The sequence below is a fragment of the Anaeromassilibacillus sp. An250 genome, assembly GCF_002159845.1.
Classification (GTDB): Bacteria; Bacillota; Clostridia; order Oscillospirales; family Acutalibacteraceae; genus Anaeromassilibacillus; species Anaeromassilibacillus stercoravium.
On sequence record NZ_NFJK01000008.1, the window covers coordinates 65,566 to 84,618 of the forward strand.

General features: G+C 52.4%; 18 protein-coding genes and 1 other annotated feature. Of the genes, 12 read left to right on the top strand and 6 right to left on the bottom strand.

From position 1 onward, the window contains the following. Positions 1-20: 20 nt before the first annotated feature. Positions 21-851 carry a MerR family transcriptional regulator gene (locus B5F54_RS08685; protein WP_087233256.1) on the bottom strand — a complete coding sequence of 277 codons (831 nt, stop codon included), beginning with the start codon at positions 849-851 and terminating at the stop codon, positions 21-23. Between the two features lie 88 nt (positions 852-939). Here B5F54_RS08685 and B5F54_RS08690 point away from each other — a divergent pair, with 88 nt between their 5' ends. After that, on the top strand, positions 940-2,322 hold the full coding sequence (locus tag B5F54_RS08690) for an MATE family efflux transporter (protein WP_191405600.1): 1,383 nt from the start codon (positions 940-942) through the stop codon (positions 2,320-2,322). 86 nt (positions 2,323-2,408) lie between these two features. On the opposite strand, the gene B5F54_RS08695 is transcribed toward B5F54_RS08690, so the two are convergent. From B5F54_RS08695 to B5F54_RS08715, 5 genes are all read right to left on the bottom strand, one after another. Continuing rightward, a complete protein-coding gene (locus B5F54_RS08695; RefSeq protein ID WP_191362792.1) occupies positions 2,409-2,705 on the bottom strand; it encodes a hypothetical protein in 297 nt (98 codons plus the stop codon). A 49-nt stretch (positions 2,706-2,754) separates the two neighbouring features. After that, positions 2,755-3,003, bottom strand: a complete 249-nt coding sequence (locus tag B5F54_RS08700) for an IreB family regulatory phosphoprotein (protein WP_054322992.1) — start codon at positions 3,001-3,003, stop codon at positions 2,755-2,757. 257 nt (positions 3,004-3,260) lie between these two features. Then, positions 3,261-5,645, bottom strand: a complete 2,385-nt coding sequence (gene pheT / locus B5F54_RS08705; protein WP_087233261.1) for a phenylalanine--tRNA ligase subunit beta — start codon at positions 5,643-5,645, stop codon at positions 3,261-3,263. Positions 5,646-5,681: 36 nt separating this feature from the next. Then, positions 5,682-6,704 carry a phenylalanine--tRNA ligase subunit alpha gene (gene pheS, locus B5F54_RS08710; protein WP_087233264.1) on the bottom strand — a complete coding sequence of 341 codons (1,023 nt, stop codon included), beginning with the start codon at positions 6,702-6,704 and terminating at the stop codon, positions 5,682-5,684. 73 nt (positions 6,705-6,777) lie between these two features. Continuing rightward, positions 6,778-7,012 (bottom strand) — a binding site (T-box leader). Between the two features lie 21 nt (positions 7,013-7,033). Next, a complete protein-coding gene (locus tag B5F54_RS08715; RefSeq protein ID WP_087233267.1) occupies positions 7,034-8,065 on the bottom strand; it encodes a LacI family DNA-binding transcriptional regulator in 1,032 nt (343 codons plus the stop codon). 477 nt (positions 8,066-8,542) lie between these two features. Between B5F54_RS08715 and malQ the strand changes: the two genes are divergently transcribed. From malQ to sigE, 11 genes are all read left to right on the top strand, one after another. Next, complete coding sequence (gene malQ, locus B5F54_RS08720) at positions 8,543-10,039, top strand: 4-alpha-glucanotransferase (protein ID WP_087233270.1); 1,497 nt, start codon at positions 8,543-8,545, stop codon at positions 10,037-10,039. Positions 10,040-10,056: 17 nt separating this feature from the next. Next, a complete protein-coding gene (locus B5F54_RS08725) occupies positions 10,057-12,396 on the top strand; it encodes a glycogen/starch/alpha-glucan phosphorylase (protein WP_087233273.1) in 2,340 nt (779 codons plus the stop codon). A gap of 162 nt (positions 12,397-12,558) precedes the next feature. Beyond that, complete coding sequence (gene acpS / locus B5F54_RS08730; protein ID WP_087233276.1) at positions 12,559-12,942, top strand: holo-ACP synthase; 384 nt, start codon at positions 12,559-12,561, stop codon at positions 12,940-12,942. Between the two features lie 57 nt (positions 12,943-12,999). After that, on the top strand, positions 13,000-14,535 hold the full coding sequence (locus B5F54_RS08735) for an NAD(P)H-hydrate dehydratase (protein WP_087233279.1): 1,536 nt from the start codon (positions 13,000-13,002) through the stop codon (positions 14,533-14,535). A gap of 15 nt (positions 14,536-14,550) precedes the next feature. After that, entirely contained in the window at positions 14,551-15,078 is a 528-nt protein-coding gene (locus B5F54_RS08740; RefSeq protein ID WP_087233282.1) for a hypothetical protein, read from the top strand. Positions 15,079-15,142: 64 nt separating this feature from the next. Beyond that, positions 15,143-15,883 carry a hypothetical protein gene (locus B5F54_RS08745; RefSeq protein ID WP_087233285.1) on the top strand — a complete coding sequence of 247 codons (741 nt, stop codon included), beginning with the start codon at positions 15,143-15,145 and terminating at the stop codon, positions 15,881-15,883. A 251-nt stretch (positions 15,884-16,134) separates the two neighbouring features. After that, positions 16,135-16,545 (top strand): type II toxin-antitoxin system PemK/MazF family toxin, encoded by a 411-nt coding sequence (locus B5F54_RS08750; protein WP_207738202.1) that lies wholly within the window; start codon positions 16,135-16,137, stop codon positions 16,543-16,545. A 207-nt stretch (positions 16,546-16,752) separates the two neighbouring features. After that, the gene (locus B5F54_RS08755; RefSeq protein ID WP_087233288.1) at positions 16,753-16,935 is read left to right on the top strand and encodes a spore coat protein; all 183 of its coding nucleotides are present in this window, start codon (positions 16,753-16,755) and stop codon (positions 16,933-16,935) included. A 13-nt stretch (positions 16,936-16,948) separates the two neighbouring features. Next, positions 16,949-17,212, top strand: coding sequence for a spore coat protein (locus tag B5F54_RS08760; RefSeq protein ID WP_087233291.1), 264 nt, complete (start codon positions 16,949-16,951; stop codon positions 17,210-17,212). Positions 17,213-17,382: 170 nt separating this feature from the next. Then, positions 17,383-18,210 (top strand): sigma-E processing peptidase SpoIIGA, encoded by an 828-nt coding sequence (locus B5F54_RS08765; protein WP_087233294.1) that lies wholly within the window; start codon positions 17,383-17,385, stop codon positions 18,208-18,210. A 107-nt stretch (positions 18,211-18,317) separates the two neighbouring features. Continuing rightward, positions 18,318-19,022 (top strand): RNA polymerase sporulation sigma factor SigE, encoded by a 705-nt coding sequence (gene sigE / locus B5F54_RS08770; RefSeq protein WP_442856116.1) that lies wholly within the window; start codon positions 18,318-18,320, stop codon positions 19,020-19,022. The last annotated feature ends 31 nt before the right edge of the window (positions 19,023-19,053 follow it).

The following is a 19,053-nucleotide window of genomic DNA, read 5'->3' on the forward strand; positions in this document are numbered from 1 at the left end:
TGGGCACATACCGCTTTTGCTTATTCAAGAATCGGAATGGAAATTTTGGTGAGATACTCTTGAGAATCCTGGTTTGTTATTTCGTCCAAGAGGTCGTCCTCATAGGAGTACGGGACTATCGATAACTGGTGATGCCGGATATACGCAGCCAAGCGCTCGTAAGCTTCCGTCATAGAATCATAATCCCCCTTGTGGTATGCAACCACGTACGTCCCAGCCGGCCGGCAATGGAGGAACGAAGGTGGCGTGTCCTCTGAGGCCTGTGAACAGAAATAGTAGGTACAATCTGTAACGTTGCCATCCAGAAGGGCTTTCCAACGAACCACCGTGCCTATGGAATAACTCTGCATCCGATTGTTTCGATTGCATATGCTGAGATATTCCGTCAGGATAGGAAGGTATTCCTGTTCCTCCCAGTTTTGCATCGGTCGGCTCAGGGCCAACCGTCTTTCCGGCTGCTTTTCCAAGAGAATTTTGGTTTCATCCACTTGTAAAGCGTCTTGTGTGGTGGCAATTTTGGATTCCATCATGCGGTGGATCCGTTCCATGTTTTGAAGCGTTTCTTCCAGCTCTCGCTTTTGCTGTGCAAAGAGGCGGATAAACTCCTCCGGGCTGCGGCGGTCGAGATAGGATTTGATTTCCTGGATAGGAGTTCCCATCTCGCGCAGAGTGGCAATCACATTGAATGTTTCAAACTGTAGGTAGGTATAGACACGGTAGCCGTTTTCCAGGACACGCTCCGGCTGAAAAATCCCCACCCGGTCGTAGTACAAAAGCGTTTGTTTGCTGACCCCACAAAGTTTTGCAAATTCTCCCGTTGTAAAGGTCCATTTCATATTTTTCTCAAGCATTGAAAAATCCTCTTGACTATATAGTTACTATATACTTTATCATGGATTTTATCGGGTTGCAATCTAAAAAGAGAGGAGAATTTTTTCGATGAATGCGTTGGCAAGGGAATTTCGCTTTTTCTCCTTGCTGCGGTTTGCAGTGCCTACGATTGTGATGATGCTGGTTTTATCCTTTTATACAGTTGTGGACGGTATCTTTGTATCGCGCTTTGTGGGTTCAAATGCACTGTCTGCGGTCAATATTGCGATGCCATTGGTGAATATTGTTTCTGGAATTGGTGTCATGTTTGCAACCGGCGGCAGTGCGATTGTGGCAAAGGAGATGGGGGAGAATCAAGAGGACCGCGCGAGGGGACATTTTACTTTGATTGTCATTTCGTCCATCGTGGTTGGAATTCTCTTTGCCTTGGTGGGCTTTTTGTTTACAGGGCCAATCGTGCGCGCACTGGGTGCTACGGAACTTTTATATGAGGATTGCTACATCTATTCCTATATCTGCCTGTTATTTGCACCGGCCAATATCGTCAAGTGCCTGTTTGACTACTTCATGGTGACTGCTGGAAAGCCGCAGATCGGCCTGGCGAACAGTGTGCTAGGGGGAGTCATCAACATCGTTTTGGATTATGTCTTTATTGTGCCGATGGGTATGGGTGTGGCAGGCGCGGCCATCGCGACCGGCTTGGGCCAGCTCCTTCCTGCCATTGTGGGAATCCTTTATTTTGTATTTGGCACAAATATCTTACATTTCCAAAAGCCAACCTTTGAGGGGAAGATGTTGGCGCATTGCTGCGTAAACGGCGCCTCGGAGATGGTGACAAACCTTTCGATGGGAATTACCACCTTCCTGTTTAACATGGCAATGCTGCACTACCTCGGCGAAAACGGCGTGGCTGCGATCACGATCGTCCTCTATGCGCAGTTCCTGATGGTTTCCATATTCTTGGGATTTACCTCGGGCGTGGCGCCGGTCATCAGCTTCCACTATGGGGCGCAAAACTGGGAGCAAGAGCGCCGGATCATCCGCTATTGTTACACCTTTCTCATCGCTTGTTCCATCATTACACTGGCGCTGTCCATTCTCTTTGCGCCATTCCTGATGGGCATCTTTTCACCGGAGGGCACGGAGGTATACGATTTGGCGCTGCATGGCTTCTATCTTTTCGTGGGAAGCTTTTTGCCGGTTGGGATCAACATCTTTGCCTCCGGCATGTTCACGGCGTTTTCCAACGGACTGATCTCCGGACTTTTATCCCTGCTGCGCACACTTGTGTTCGTTGTGTTGGGCATTGTACTCCTGCCCTCTTTCCTGGGGTTGGACGGTGTGTGGCTGACAATTCCCGCCGCAGAGCTTGGCGCGATCATTTTCTCCTTGTTTTTTACCTGGAAATACCGCAATCGGTATGGTTACGGGGCAGGGGCGGAACGCTTGAAGAAGGAAAAAGAGGATCTGCAATCGTTACAGGAGGCTTAACAGCCCATATAGGGCAACGAAACAAAGACAAAAAGCCGGATGGAACAACAGACATTCTGTTCTCCATCCGGCTTTTATCGCCGTCATTATTCCGCCAGCGCCCTGGTAAGCCATGCATCCGCAATGTCCATTGCGAGGTAGAGCCCTTCTTTTTCGCTGGTTTTTACAATTTGCTTGCGCGTGCGGATATTGGGGTCGGTATACATCAGCTGTACGGTTACGCGGTCGGCTACATCCATATCTTTGACTTTTTTCTTGCTCTTGATCTCAAGCTTGACTACGTATTTATCCTTCATGCTGCCGTAATAAATCACATCGCCGCACCGCACAAGCGGTTTTCCCTTATAGGTTGGAAATTTCGGCTGATCCTTCTTTTCACTCATAGCTGCAACCATCCTCTTCGATTCGTATTAATATCATTCGTACGGTGATTTATTCGCCCAGATAGGATTTCAGCAACACCTGAAGCAATTCGTCGCGGTCGATCCGGCGGATCAAGCTGCGTGCGTTGTTATGGGTTGTAATATACGTGGGATCCTCCGATAAGATATAGCCGACAAGCTGGCTGATCGGATTATATCCCTTCTCTTTAAGGGCGTCGTACACGATGGTGAGGATCTGTTTGATGTCGTCCTCCCGATTCTGGCCTAGAGAAAAGGTCATCGTCTTATCGTCAAACATGGAAACACCTCCAATGGTTCATACTTCATCCTTGCATAAAATGGGGGTTTTATACAACGTGCACCGAAAACACAATGATATTTATAATATATAATACCGCATATAGACCATAATTTCAAGAAGAAATTTATGAACAATTGCCGAATCCAGGACGGACCGGTGTGAGGGGAAACATCCATATGCGTTTTCAGAAGAGGAAATAAAAAGCAAAGAGCCATGCAAAATTTGCATGGCCCTCTTCCAACGTATTTGCAACATTAGGAACGCAAAACCGCGCCGACCTTTTCCAACTCTTCCATGACTTTTTTCATCACACGGTTGGTCTGCTCGTCGGTCAGGGTGCTGTCGCTCGAACGCAGGACGATGTTAAACGCCACGCTCTTTTTGCCAGCTTCAATCTGCGCGCCCTTGTAGACATCGAACAGCTTGATCTTCTCCAGCAGGTTTCCTGCACCGCGCACGATGGCCTTTTCCAGATCCAATACCGGGATGGCGTCGTCGCACAGGAGGGCCAAGTCGCGTGTGACTGCCGGGAACTTCGGCAGGGGCGTGTAGGTTTTGTCCGTCTTGGCATTGGCAAACAGCATGTCCACATCCAGGGTGAAGCAATATACGCGCTCATCAATCCCATAGTTTTCCGCCACTTCGGGGTGGATTTCACCGATCACGCCCAGGCGCTGTCCGCCGATGGTGAGCACCGCGCAGCGGCCGGGATGGTAACTGTATTCCTCGGAAGAAGCGGCGATGTCATAATCCGTAACGGAGAGCTTTTCCAAAAGCTGTTCCGCCATGCCCTTGACGGTGAAGAAATCTGCGTTGTTGCCGTACATGCCAACCACCAGGGTCGCCTTTTCAACCGGCAATTTGTCCTCCGTTGTGGGGATGTATTCGCTGGCCAGCTCGAAGAGGTACGCGGCCTCGTTGCGGTTGTTGTAGTTGCGGGAGAGGACCTCCAACATGGACGGGAGCGCAACGGTGCGCATGATGCTGGTGTCTTCGCCGAGCGGGTTGGAAATCACAATGGATTTGCGCAGCGGGCTGTCCGCAGGCATCCGGATCTTATCGTAGTATTTGGGGCTGATGAACGAATACGTCATGATCTCGCTGGCGCCCAAAGCAAACATGGTGTCGCTGATTTTGGAGAGGAACTTCTGACGCGGCGTATATTTACCCTGCGCACCGCCGTTCAGCGAGGTGCCGGGGACCTTATTATAGCCATAGAAGCGCACAATCTCTTCCGCAATATCCGCCTTGTGTTCCAAGTCGGGCCGGAAGGTGGGTACCAAAATGTCGTCGCCATCAAACTGGCAATCGAGCTTTGTCAATGTCGCCTTCATCTCGTCGGCGGAAAGGTTCGTGTCCAGGAAACGGTTGATCCAATCCACATCCAGATGGATTCTGTGGCGCTCTTTGGAGGAATGGTCATCGACGATCACGCCGTCCATGACGTCGCCGGCATCGAGCATCTCCACCAATTCGCAGGCGCGCTCCAATGCAGGCAGGCAGTTGTTGGGGTCCAGCCCCTTCTCGTAACGGGCGGATGCGTCTGTACGCATGCCCTGGTCGCGCGCCGTCGTGCGCACGGAAGAGCCGTTGAAGCAGGCGGATTCAAACACAATCGTAGTGGTGTCGTCCATGATGCCGCTGTATTCGCCGCCCATGACGCCCGCAATGGCAATCGGCTTATGCGCGTCTGCGATGACAAGCTGCTTCTCTGTGAGCTTGCGGTCCACGCCATCCAAGGTGGTGATCGTTTCGCCTGCTTTAGCGCGGCGTACGCGGATGGTCGCATCGTCTACATAGCGCAGGTCAAAGGCGTGCATCGGCTGGCCATATTCGAGCATCACATAGTTGGTGATGTCCACGATGTTGTTGATGGGACGGACACCCATGGCGCGCAGACGCTCGCGCATCCAGCGCGGCGAGGGCTTCACGCGCACATTTTTGACCACTTTCGCCGAATAGATATAGCACAGGTCCGGCTCTTCAATTTTGACGTCCAAAAGCGGCGTGCAATCGCCATGGCCGCCCTTGACAACGGGGGTGTGCAGGTGCAGCTCTTTATCAAAGGTGGCGGCAGCTTCACGCGCCAGACCAATTACGGAGAAGCAGTCCGGGCGGTTGGAGGTGATTTCGAATTCCACCTTGGTGTCGTCAAAGCCAATGGCCTCGCAGATCGGCTTGCCGAGCGTATGGTCGCAGTCATCGCCCAGCACAAAGATCCCGTCCTCGATGGCGTTGGGGAAGTCGTGCTGCGTCAGCCCCAGTTCGCCCAGGGAACAGAGCATTCCGTTGCTCTCCACGCCGCGCAGCTTGCCTTTTTTGATCTTCTTACCGCCCGGCAGCATGGAATTGTGCAGCGCCACCGGGACAAAGTCGTTCTGCTGCAAATTCTGTGCGCCGGTGACAATTTGCAGCGGTTCACCTGCGCCGACGTCGATCTGGCAGATCCAGAGGTGGTCGGAATCCGGATGCCTTTCCAGCTTGAGCACCTGCCCAACCACGACGTTTTCAATCTCGCTGCCTTCTTTTTCCCAGCCCTCTACTTTAGAGCCGCTCATGGTGATCGCTTCGGTGAATGCCCGCATCGGCATTTCATCGAGCGTTACAAATTCTTTCAGCCATCTCATTGAAAGATTCATCGTTCTTTACCACGCTTTCTATATCATCTCAAGTCATCAACCGAACTGTTTGAGGAACCGCACGTCGTTCTCATAGAACAGGCGCAGGTCGTCGATGTTGTAGCGCCGCATGACCACGCGCTCCAGGCCCATGCCGAGCGCGAAGCCGCTGTAGACTTCCGGATCGATGCCGCAGTTGGAGAGCACCTTCGGATGCACCATACCGCAGCCGAGGATCTCGATCCAGCCCTCGCCCTTGCACAGACGGCAGCCTTCGCCGTGGCAGTTGAAGCACTGCACGTCGACTTCGGCGCTCGGTTCCGTAAAGGGGAAGTGGTGCGGGCGGAAGCGGACGACGGAATCTTCGCCGTACAGACGCTTCACGAAGGTTTCCAGCGTGCCCTTCAGATCGGCAAAGGTGATCCCTTTGTCCACCACAAGGCCCTCGATCTGATGGAAGAGCGGGGAGTGGGTCGCGTCCACTGCATCGGAGCGGTAGACACGGCCGGGGGAGATGATGCGGATCGGCGGTTTCTGCTTTTCCATGACGCGCACCTGCACCGGGGAGGTCTGTGTGCGCAGGAGGATGTTTTCGTTGATATAGAAGGTATCCTGCGTATCGCGCGCCGGATGGTCCTTCGGGATATTCAATGCCTCAAAATTATAATAATCATATTCGACTTCCGGGCCTTCTACAATGTCAAAGCCCATGCCGACAAAGATTTCCTTGATCTCGTCCAAAACAATAGAGAGCGGATGCTTCACGCCCAGCTCGCGGTGTTTGCCCGGCAGGGTTACGTCGAGGCGCTCCTCTTCCAAACGTTTCTGGGTCGCCTGCGCCTTCAGCTCCGCGGCGCGCTTCGTCAGGTCGTCTTCGATAAACGCGCGAACCTTGTTGGCCAGTTCGCCGATGACCGGGCGCTCTTCGGGAGAGAGCTTGCCCATCTGCTTGAGGATGGAGGTTACCTCACCTTTTTTCCCAAGATACTTGACGCGCAGGCTTTCCAGCGCTTGGGAGTCGCTTGCTTCCGCCAGCTCCCGCGCCGCATTCGCGCGGATTTCCTCCAGCTTCTGCTTCATTGCGTAATCATTCCTTTCAAAACGATAAAGTATTGGGACGATAAACAAAAAACGCCTTCGCCCCTTCTCAAACATAAGGGACGAAGGCGTAAAACGCTCCGCGGTACCACCCTGATTCACATCGTTTTGCGCGATGTGCAGCTTTCCGGCCGATAACGGCGCCACCCGTCGCAGCCTACCAGAACACCTTCAGCCGCGCCGCTCCAAAGGGAACTTCCCTTTTCCCATGCACAGGCCCGCTTACAGCCGGTGGCGCGCCCTCTCTGTCTGCTGGAAGAAAAGCTACTTTCCTTTTTCCTCGCGTTATTTTTTAATATAGCATCTTTTTTTTAAAAATACAAGCTTTTTTGCGGAATTTTCGGCGCTTCTTTCTCTGGGCACGGCCCGGTGGATTCCCGGATAATCAATTCGGGCCGCAAGAGCAATTTCCCAATGCTGACGCCGCCGATCAGCTCTTCCAGGAGCATAAAAGCGCTTTTGCCGAGTGAGACGCGGTCCTGCCGGACGGTGGTGAGGGCGGGGCACAGATGCTGGGCGATGGGGAGATCGTCAAACCCGATGACGCTGACGTCCTCCGGGACGCGCTTTCCCAGCCGCTTTAGCTCTGCGATCACGCCGGAGGCGATCAAGTCGCTGGCACAGACGATCGCGGTCGCACCGTGTTCGAGGAAGTGTGCAACGTGTTGTTTGGCGCAGTCCGCGACAAACCAGCCGTTTTGGACAAGGGCGGGGTCTACTGTGAGTTTATGGCGTTCCATCGATTCCAGGAAAGCGTCGTGCCGTTCCTTCGTGACCATGCTGTTCTTTGCGCCGTTTAAGAGCGCGATGCGCTTGTGGCCGCCGTCCGCCAGCAGGCGCACGGCCAGTTCAATCCCCTCGAAGCCGTCTGTGCCCACGCTTCCCACATGCCGGTTTTGGATGACATTGTCGAAGAGGACGGTTGGAACGCTTGTCTTATGGACTTGCGCTATGTAATCGTCATGCAAGGAAAATCCGAGCAAAAAAGCCCCGCAAAAGCCATTCTTGAGCATGAAGGAGTCATATTTTTCCTCCGCCTGCATATTGAGATTGGTGGGGAGCACTGTGACGTCAAAGTGACGGCGCGCGGCGGCCAACTTGAATCCAACGATGATTTCGTAGCCAAATTGGTCGATGCTGTTGTACTCCATATTTTCGATTAAAATGCAGACCTTGTGCGTCCCTTTGCGCTGGACACGTTTGACGGCATATCCCATCTCAACGGCAGTATCCAGAACAAGCTGGCGGGTTTCTTCGCTGATATCCTTGGCGCCGTTTAGCCCTTTGGAGACGGTGCTGGTCGCAATACCAAGTTTCTTTGCAATGTCTTTAATGGTTGCCACGACGGTACCTCCTGAAGAATGACCAAATATATCCCGTTATTGCGCCATGCCTTACGGCGGGGCTCCCGAATGGGGGAGCGGCGCAGGGCTGAAAGATCCTGCGATGAGGCGGATCGGATTTTCGAATGGGATAATGGGATACGGAAAACACTTAGTTTTTAGTATATCCTGCCAAACGCTGGGTTGCAAGTGCTTTTTCAGAAGCACCGTTTGACGGATGAGAGGGAGCATTGGAAAATCGCTTCTGATGTTTCCAAGAGGAGTTGGTTCTGTTTCCGGTTGTTCCAGAACCGTAACGGAAGGCTTTTCAAATCACAAACATTCCGCAGCAAGTCCGAAAGAGAGAATCAAACAAAAACAGCCATAATTCACAACAAATTCTAACGAAATGCCTCTATGTTAGTTGACATTACCAAGAGGATTTGGTATCATATCATGCGGTGAGATTTCGAATATTTTCGTGATTTAGGTGATTTTATGCCAAATAAAAGGAAAGAATTGCCCCGCGGAGCGGGGATTTTGCTGCCGGTCAGCAGTTTGCCGTCCCCTTATGGGATCGGCGCATTGGGAAAGGCAGCCTTTGCGTTTATCGACTTCTTAAAGGAGGCCGGGCAGAAATACTGGCAGGTGCTCCCCGTGGGGCCGACCAGTTTTGGCGACAGCCCCTATCAGTCGTTTTCTGCGTTTGCGGGCAATCCCTATTTTATCGACTTAGATACTCTGCGGGAAGAAGGCTTGCTGGAACAGGCGGAGATCGACGCTTTTGACTGGGGAGACGCCCCGGACGATGTGAATTATGCAAAGATTTATCAATCCCGGTTCCAGGTGCTGCGGTCGGCTTTTCAGAGAAGCCGCCACAGGGATACGCAGGAGTATCGGGCGTTTTGTGAAGCGCAAGCCCTATGGCTGGAGGATTATGCCCTATATATGGCGTTGAAGGATTCCTTTGAGGGCCATGAATGGCTCCGTTGGCCGGAGAAGATCCGTCTGCGCGATGCAGAAGAGGTGGAGATCTGGTCTGGATTGCTGGAAGAGGAGCGGGATTTCTGGAAATTCTGCCAGTATAAATTTTTTGAACAGTGGGACCGCATCCGGACATATGCCAAACAAAACGGCGTGCAGATCATCGGCGATATCCCGATCTACGTCGCGTTGGACAGCGCGGACGTGTGGGTCCATGGGGAGTTGTTCCAGTTGGATGAGCAGCGCAGGCCCACCTGCGTGGCCGGCGTTCCGCCGGATGCGTTTTCCGAGACGGGCCAGCTTTGGGGCAACCCACTCTATGACTGGGAAGAGATGGAGCGCACGGATTTTGCCTGGTGGAAAGCGCGCATGGCGCATTCCGCCCGTTTGTACGACGTGATCCGCATCGATCATTTCATCGGCACCGTGCGGTACTATGCCATCCCCTACGGGGCGACAACCGCTGCGGTGGGCGAGTGGCGGCAGGGGCCCGGCATGAAGCTTGTGAAGGCGATGGACTCCGCGGTCGGCAAGTCGAAGATCATTGCGGAAGACCTGGGGGCATTGGTCCCCGAGGTGCGCAAAGTGCTGAAACAGGCGGGATACCCCGGCATGAAAGTGATGCAGTTTGGGTTCGATTCGGATGCGCAAAACGAACACCTTCCGCACAATTATTCGCAGAACTTGGCCATTTACGGCGGCACGCATGACAATGAGACGCTGGTGGGACGTTATGTGGAGAACCTATCGAAGGATTCCCGCTATGCCATGCGCTATTTGCAGGTACATCGCCGCAAGGATATCCCCAAGGCGATGGTCGTGGCGGGCTATGCGAGCGTGGCCAATACGGTTCTCTATCAGATACAGGATCTTTTGTTCCTGCCGAACAGCGCGCGGATGAATTTCCCCTCCACGCTGGGGGGCAATTGGCGCTGGCGGTTGGTGGACGGCCAGTTGACCGTCGAGCTGGCGGACTGGCTGCGCGGGCTGACGGAGATTTATGGAAGATAACCAGGAGGATTTGAGGGATGAACACCTTTAAGTATGATATCTGTGAGGCGTTGGAGCTGGACTATGGAAAGACCATCCAAGAGGCCAGCACAGTGGAGCTGTACGACGCGGTTTCCAAAGCTATGATGAAGGCGGTCGCCGCCGATTGGAGGAAGCCTTATGAAGGCAAACAGGCGTGCTATTTTTCCGCAGAATTTCTGATTGGCCGCCTCATTTACAACAACCTGCTCAATTTGGGCTTGCTGGACCAGCTCGCGGAGCTGTTCAATGAGAATGGGATTGAGCTTTCAATCTTTGAGGACATCGAGGACCCGGCGTTGGGCAACGGTGGTTTGGGACGCTTGGCCGCCTGTTTCCTGGATTCAGCTGCCACACACAACATCCCGCTGAATGGCTACGGGATTCGCTACAAATACGGCCTGTTTAAGCAATATTTTGAGAACGGATTCCAGCGGGAGACGGCGGACGATTGGCAGCGGTTTGGCGACCCGTGGTCCATCCGGCGAGAGAGCGAAAAGGTGCTGGTCGAGTTTAAGAACCAGCAGGTATATGCGGTGCCGTACGATATGCCGGTCATTGGGTACGGCGGAAAGCGGATCAATACGCTGCGCCTCTGGCAGGCGGAACCCGTCAATGGATTCGATTTCCAGCTGTTTAACGAGCAGAAATACGACCGCGCGGTGCGGGATCGCGACGAGGCAGAAGCGATTTCCAGCGTGCTGTATCCAAACGACGACACGGACAAAGGGAAGCGCCTGCGTTTGAAACAGCAATATTTCTTCTCCAGCGCATCCCTCCAGGATATCCTGCGCCAATACAAACAGAAGCATGGGAATGATTTCGCAGCGTTCCCGGAGGAATATGCCATCCAGTTGAACGACACCCATCCGGTGGTCTCTATCGCAGAGCTGGTGCGGCTCTTGGCGGAGGAGGGCGTCCCGTTTGCCCGCGCTTTGAAGATTGCGCGGCAGACCTTTGCCTATACCAACCACACCATCATGGCGGAGGCCCTGGAGAAGTGGGATGTGCGCCTGTTTAAGTCGGTGATCCCGCAGGTGTACCGCTATGTGGTGATGATCGATAAAGCCCTGCAAAAGGAGCTCGACGGCAAGGGGATTCAAGGGGAAGCCCAGGCGCCCTATCGGATCATCGACGGAGGGATGATCCACATGGCGCGGATGGCGATCTTTGCCACGCATTCCACCAACGGTGTGGCGAAAATCCACACGGAGATCCTCAAGAACACGGCGCTCAACGAATGGTACCGCTTGTATCCGGAGCGCTTCAACAATAAGACCAACGGCATTACCCAGCGCCGTTGGCTGGCCCTGTGCAACCAGGAGCTTTCCGGGTTTATCACCGGCAAAATCGGCAGCGGCTGGATTACGGATCTCACAAAGCTGAAGGGACTGGAAGCGTTCCAGGAGGATGCGGAGTTCTTGCGGCAATTTGCAGAGATCAAACAGATGAAAAAACAGGAGCTGGCGGCGTATGTGGAGAAGCACGACGGCGTCCGCCTGGACCCCAATTTCCTCTTCGATATTCAGGCAAAGCGCCTGCACGAATATAAGCGCCAGCTTTTGAATGCGTTTTCCATCTTGGACATCTATTTTGGCCTGAAGGATGGACGGATCAAAGATTTTTATCCGACGGTCTTCCTCTTTGGAGCAAAGGCAGCGCCGGGGTATTTCCGCGCCAAGGGCGTGATCAAATACATCAATGAGATCGCCAAGCTGGTCAACCAGGATGAGGAGACCAAAGACCGCTTGCAGGTGCTGTTTGTGGCCAATTACAATGTTTCCTATGCGGAGAAATTGGTCCCTGCGGCGGATGTCTCCGAACAGATTTCCACTGCCGGGACCGAGGCTTCCGGTACGGGCAATATGAAATTTATGCTCAATGGCGCCGTGACGCTGGGGACGTATGATGGCGCGAATGTGGAGATCGTTGAACAGGCAGGCAAGGAGAACAACTATATCTTTGGCGCCAGGGTGGAGGAGCTCGGGCAGATAGAAGCGGTCTATGATCCGAAAATGGTCTATGAGGCCTATCCGCGGATCCGCAGGGTAGTGGACACCCTCGTGGACGGGACCTTCAGCGACGGCGGGACCGGCATGTTCCAGGAGCTTTACGATTCCCTGCTCAAGGGCGCAAGCTGGCATAAGCCGGACAATTACTATCTCCTGCTCGATTTCCTGCCGTATTGCGACGCAAAACTCCAGGCCAATGCCGACTATCGGGACGACCGCATGGGTTTTACCCGCAAATGTTTGATCAACACCGCAAATGCGGGGAAATTCTCCAGCGACCGCACCATCCTGGAATATGCCAAAGAGATTTGGCAGGTGGGCGAGTGACGTCTTTGGACAGCAAGGATGTTTTTCCGGCAAAATCGGACGAGATCAAAAACCAGGAATTGTAAAAAGCGCTGGAATATGGTACAATAATACAACTAGACTGTATTACCGGTGCAACCCCTGTGTTGCACCGGCTGTACGAAGATAGGCAGGGTACCGCGCATGCTCATGGTGGGGATCGATCTGATTGAGATCAAGCGAATCAAAAAATCGATGCAAAATCCGCGTTTTTGTAAAAGGGTATTTGGACCCAGCGAATGGGCCTTTTTGCAGGAGCGCGGATTTTCCGCGCAAAGTGCGGCGGCCTCTTTCTGCGCAAAAGAGGCGTTTGCAAAGGCGCTGGGAACGGGAGTGCGCGGCTTTTCCCTTGCGGAAGTGGAGTTGCTGCGCGGAAGCTTGGGGGAACCGAGCCTGCATTTAAGCGGGGCAGCACGGCGCATTGCACAAGAACGTGGCCTTACGTTTTCGGTGAGCGTGACGCACACCAAGGAGTATGCGGCGGCCGTCGTGATTGGCCAGCGCCAAGAGGATTCCTGCTGTTCATAGAGCAAAAATGCTTCTATTGTGCCCGGAGCAGTCCGGATAAAAAGGAGAGGTACATAGATGAAGGTATTGAATGCGGAACAGACCCGCAATCTGGAAAAGAACGCCGTCCGGTCGGGAATCAGCTATTTGCAGTTGATGGAAAACGCAGGCGCGGCCGCCGCGCGCTTTATCAAGAAGCGTTTCCCGGTTGACCAGAAGCACATTGTGGTGCTTTGCGGAAAAGGGAACAACGGCGGGGACGGCTTTGTCGCTGCGCGCCATCTTGCGGAACTGGGGGCGAAGGTGATTGTAGTCCTCACCGAGGGACAGCCCGGCACCGAGATCGCACAGGAGATGTTTGAAAAGCTCTCTGGCACAACGGTCAAAACAGTCAATTATCTGGAAACTCCGGAGATCATTGCGCCGATGCTTTCTTCTGCGGACTATATTGTGGATGCAATCTATGGGATTGGCTTCCACGGTTCGGTTCCGGAATATTTGCATCCGCTGTTTATCGTGGTAAAGAGCTGCACGGCGACCGTGATCTCCCTGGATATTCCCAGCGGCGTGATCTGCGACACTGGCGGGATTGAGGGAAAATGCATCCGTGCAAATTACACGGTTTCGTTTACCACCTTAAAGAACGCGCACCTCTTACAGCCCGGAAAGACGTACTGCGGGCAAGTGGCCGTGGTCCCGGTGGGCATCACGGCTGCGATGGTCAACCGCCAGCCGACCACCTTGGAGGTGACAGAGCAGAATGTGGCGCGCGCCATGGTGAAGCCGCGCAAGCCGGAGAGCAACAAGGGCAGTTATGGCCGCCTGCTTTGTGTATGCGGCAGCGTGGGCATGGCCGGCGCAGCGGTTTTGAGCGCGAAGGCAGCCATCCGCTGTGGAGCTGGGTTGGTAAACGTCGCATTGCCGTCGGCGATTTATCCCATTGTGGCGTCCCAGGTGGTCGAACCGGTCTACACGCTCCTGAACCACTTGCCGAACGGTTCGCTCTCTGGGGAGAGTGAGCGCAACTTGCTGTCCTTCCTCTCGCGTTCGACGGCCTGCTTAATTGGCTGTGGACTGGGGAAATCCGCTGCTTCGGTGGCGCTGGTGACCAAGCTGCTGGCGACGGCAAAATGCCCCCTGGTGATCGACGCGGATGGCATAAATATCATCGCGGAGCATATAGATATTTTGAAAACAGCAAAGGGGCCGGTCATCATGACGCCGCATCCCGGCGAGATGGCGCGCCTTCTCAAGACCAATGTCGCGGATGTGCAGGCGCACCGCTTGGAATATGCGCGGAGCTTTGCGGCGGAACACAATGTAACCATGGTGCTCAAAGGCGCCGGGACCATTGCGGTTTCTCCGGAGGGAAAGGCGTTCCTCAATATCACAGGAAACCCCGGCATGGCAAAGGCGGGCAGCGGCGATGTGCTGGCTGGCATGATCGCTTCGTTTGTCGCCCAGGGGGTGCAGCCGTTGACAGCAGCTGCTGGCTGCGTATACCTGCATGGCATGGCCGGAGACCGCTGTGCGCAGCGGCTTTCCAAGTGCGCGATGCTCCCGTCGGACATGATTGAAAAGCTTCCGGAGCTGTTTTTAGAAATCGAACGATAGACCGGAGGGATGCCCATGCGCAGGGCAGCGCTGTTCCTACTCCCATTGCTCGCTTGTTTGCTGTCCGCTTGTACGGCTGCGGTCCAACCGCTGGAACCCGCGGACTTGGTGTTCCATTTTTCGTGTAAGGCGGAGATCACTTCGGGGGAAACGCAGGTTTCCTGTGAGGTGGACCGCACCGGGCCGGGAATCCTGCGCGTGTCCATTGTGAAACCGGACGATCTATCCGGCATGGATTACTATTGGAGCGGCGAGGGATTCAGCGTCGCCTATGCTGGGTTGGAAGCGCAGAGCGATGCTTGTACGCTTCCGCAGAACAATTTCGCTTTGATTTTGCAGCAGACCTTGGATTATGCCTGCCGCCCGGATGTGCTGACCGCAGGGCAGGACGGCGTATTCAGCGGAAGCTTTGATGGGTGTGACTTTTCTCTGACGGCAAACGCGGAGACGGGGCAGATCGAGTCGCTCTCCATCCCACAGAAGGAGTTTACAGCGCAGTTCCTTTACGACCCGCCAGCAGAACGGACGTTGCTTGTAAAATAATAGGTATAGAGATCAATGGAAAATCTTAAAAATAGTAGATGCTCAGTTTATAGGAGACTAAATATTGAAGAAAAATTTGAAAACATATAGTAGACAAAAAGAGTTATCTATAGCTGTATATTTGGAAAAAAAGCAAGTTGTTTGCGTAAAAGGAAATGTCAATGGAGAAATTTCTGTTATTGGTGAGGATGGTAAACCACTACCTATAACTTCTGTAATATTTAAACATAAGAGGGATAGAAAAGCATCTGTAAAAAAAGGAGACAAAATTTTGTGCTATTTTCCTACTCCAGGGAAAATAGCAAATTTTAGCTTAAATGAAAATATAGCCTCATTTGATGCTGTGTATGCAGTGGATACTAACACAAAACAAATAGGAGATATTTGGTATTCAAGGGGAGCTGTTGCTAAACTTGAAAAATTTGAGAAGATATCAAATAATTCATACAATTATGAAGTAACTTCATTTTGCGATATTTCTTCAGAAAATAGTTTTAATAAGTATCAAATGGAACAAGCTGTATGGAATAAAGCTATTTCACAGATTCAAGAGCATGAAGGTCGAGAAGCTAAAATTGCATTAGTGGTAGATTGTGATTTGGAGAATATTGATCAATATAACAACAGAACTATGAAAATACGAGATGATAAATTTCTCCCAGATAATTTCACTTTAGTATATGCGTCGGCAGATAATAGTGATAGTATCCTCAATGTGATGATCAAGTTTTGTGATAATAGATCGAAAGAGTTGTTAAAAATTAAATGTGATATTTTAAGAACTTTATTACATAAAGATATATAAAGTTATTCTATTGGTAGTGATAAGTAAACGTTAAATAATTTTATATACAGATAACCCCGCTGTTCGGAGAAATCCGGGCAGCGGTTTTTGCTTTCGGCCGGCAGCTATTTTCTGCGTAAATCCCAAATTTGTTTTTGTGTCCATGGCCTTCCTCTCCTAATATTATGATAACGAGCTTGACAAGTTTTTTGGCAGAGATTTTTTGAATGCGAATAAACGTGGAACCCACTGTCAAAAATACGAATAAGCTCATGAGTGGTAATGATCCTTATATTTGGAGAGTGAAAAGCGTGAACATTAGAAGAGGCGATATTTATTATGCCGATTTGAGCCCTGTTGTCGGTTCGGAACAGGGTGGGGTGCGCCCGGTCCTAATTGTTCAAAACGATGTTGGAAACCGGTTTAGTCCGACCGTCATCGCGGCGGCCATCACCAGCCAGCGGGCAAAAGCAAACCTCCCCACGCATATTATGCTGCATTCGGAGGACACCGGGCTGGCGAAGGATTCGGTGGTCCTATTGGAGCAAGTGCGCACCATTGATAAGCATCGTTTGAAGGAGCGCATGGGACGCATCGACCGCCGTTCCATGGAACAGGTCGATCAGGCACTCAGCATCAGTTTTGGGCTGGGCGGCACCGAAACAGTTCGACGGGCTACATAGAATCTTGCGCATGGACGGCGCAAGGTAGCCCGATTAGAAAAATTTGAATCCATTCGATCGCGTATAATACCGGTACAAATATGGGAAAATAAAGGACATGCTACCGCTATTGCGAGTGGCGCCAAAAGAAGCAAGGTTCGGAAAAGAGCCGCAGAGATCGCGCTGCCAAATACTTGGCAACGCCATAAGAGAAGGGATGTGTTCCAAATGGCATTGACAGAAAAAGAACTTTCTGCCATTGAAGATCAGCTGAGCTGCGAAAAGTTGCTGATTGCGAAGTGCACGGCCTATGCACAGCAGTGCACAGACCCGGAACTCAAGCAAAAGTGCAATGCAATTGCAGGAAAGCACCAGACCCATTATGAAAAGCTCTTGAGCTTTTTGAACTAGGGAGGGATCGACGATGGCCATGCAGGAAAAAGAAGTATTCGACGATGTTTTGACATCGCAGAAGTTTATTACAGAAACGTACAACACGTACGCCAACGAATGTGCAACGCCGGATATCCGCGATGAATTCATGAACATCCTGAACGAAGAACACCAGATTCAGGCGGATGTGTTTGATGAGATGAAGAAGCGCGGTTGGTATCCGACGCCGCAGGCACAGCAGCAGAAAATTCAGCAGGCAAAGCAAAAATTTCAAAATGCAAATCCGCAGTCCTAAAAGATTGCAGCGGCAGGGCCGGTTCGGAGAGGGAACTTCGAGCCGGCCCTGCCCACGTTTCCGCCAAAGGAAATGGAAAAGCTCCCTCCGTTTTTGACAGAAATAGCAAAAACAAACCGCTATAATGAAAGAGCGCTGGAAATGACCGCCTTGGAAAGAAAAAAGGGGGGATGGGACACACGCAAACCGTTTATCTGGATGTATTGATTGGAGTAAACCTATTCATCAATTATTTTTTGCTACTTGCGGTTGCACGCTTCTTACATATCCCGGCGAAGCGCGGACGGATGGTTGCAGGGGCTGCCTTGGGTGCCTTTTATGCGTTGAGCATCTTCCTGCCGGAGTTGTATCCGGTTCTATCCCTCCTCGTCAAATTGCTGATGTCCGCGACCATCATTTGGCTGGCTTTCCCCATACAGAGCTGGAAAACCTTCCTGCGGGCATTGGCGGGTTTTTATCTGACGAGCTTTGCATTCGCTGGTTTTATGCTCTGCCTCTGGTATTTTGTAGCGCCGCAAGGCCTTCTGATCAAAAATTCCGTTGTTTACTTTGATGTTTCTCCACTGTTTTTGCTCTGTGCAACCGTGGCATGCTATTTCGCCATCCGGCTAGTCCAGCGGATCACTGGAAGGCAGCGCCCAGAGGCGCTGTTTTGCCCGATCACGATCCAACGAGGCGGGCAGGAGAGCCGCTGCACCGCAAAAGTGGACACGGGAAATACCCTGACCGAACCGTTTTCCGGCTTTCCGGTGGTCGTGGTGCAGGAAGAGGCGGTCCAGGCGGTGGTTCCTCAGCAGCAGGAACAGACAGCTTTCCGCCTGGTGCCCTATGGAGCGGTCGGGGGTGGGGGCGTCCTTTCCGCATTCCGGCCGGAAAAGCTGGTGATCTCCGCAGGCAAACGGGTTATAGAGACGAGAGACGTATATATCGCGGTGAGCCAAGAGCCGCTTTCCAATGGGGAGTTCCAGGCGTTGCTTCATCCGGACCTATTGTCCTGAATCCTCCTTTTGTCTAAATTTGGCCGTGGACAAAAGGATGCAGTGTTCTATGCCGAACGGCAGCGGCAAAAGGGGAGTATGTGTTTCTAAAAAAAGCAGGCAACCTGATCCAATGGTTGCGCGAAAAAGGGTCGTTCTGGTTGCTCCGATTCCGCGTGCGGGGGGAAATCCACTATATCAACGGGCCGGAGACTTTACCGCCGCCCCTCACGGCGGAGCAGGAAGCGGCCGTGATGGAAAACATCCTTGCAGGGAAGAAAAATGCCCGTGAACCGCTGATTACCCACAACCTGCGCCTGGTGGTATATATTGCAAAGAAGTTCGAATCCAGCACGGCAAATGTGGAGGATCTGATTTCCATCGGGACCATCGGCCTCATCAAAGCGGTGAATACCTTTTGCCCGGAGCGCAAGATCAAGCTGGCGACGTATGCATCCCGCTGCATTGAAAATGAGATTTTGATGTATCTGCGCAAAAGTTCCCAGCAGAAAAATGAGATTTCGATCGACGATCCGCTGAATGTGGACTGGGATGGCAATGAGCTGCTTCTCTCCGATATTTTGGGCAGCGAACAGGATACCGTGAACCATGGGCTGGAGCAGGAGGTGGAGCGCGATCTGCTGCTGAATGCGGTGGATCATCTGGCGCCGCGCGAAAAAAAGATCATGCAGCTCCGGTTCGGGCTAAACCACACCAAGGAGCACACCCAGAAAGAGGTAGCCGATAGCTTGGGAATCTCACAGTCCTACATCTCGCGGTTGGAAAAACGCATTATCGAACGGCTGCGCAAAGATCTGGAACGGGTCAGCTGACAAAAAATAGGTACATAAAAACCACTCGCAC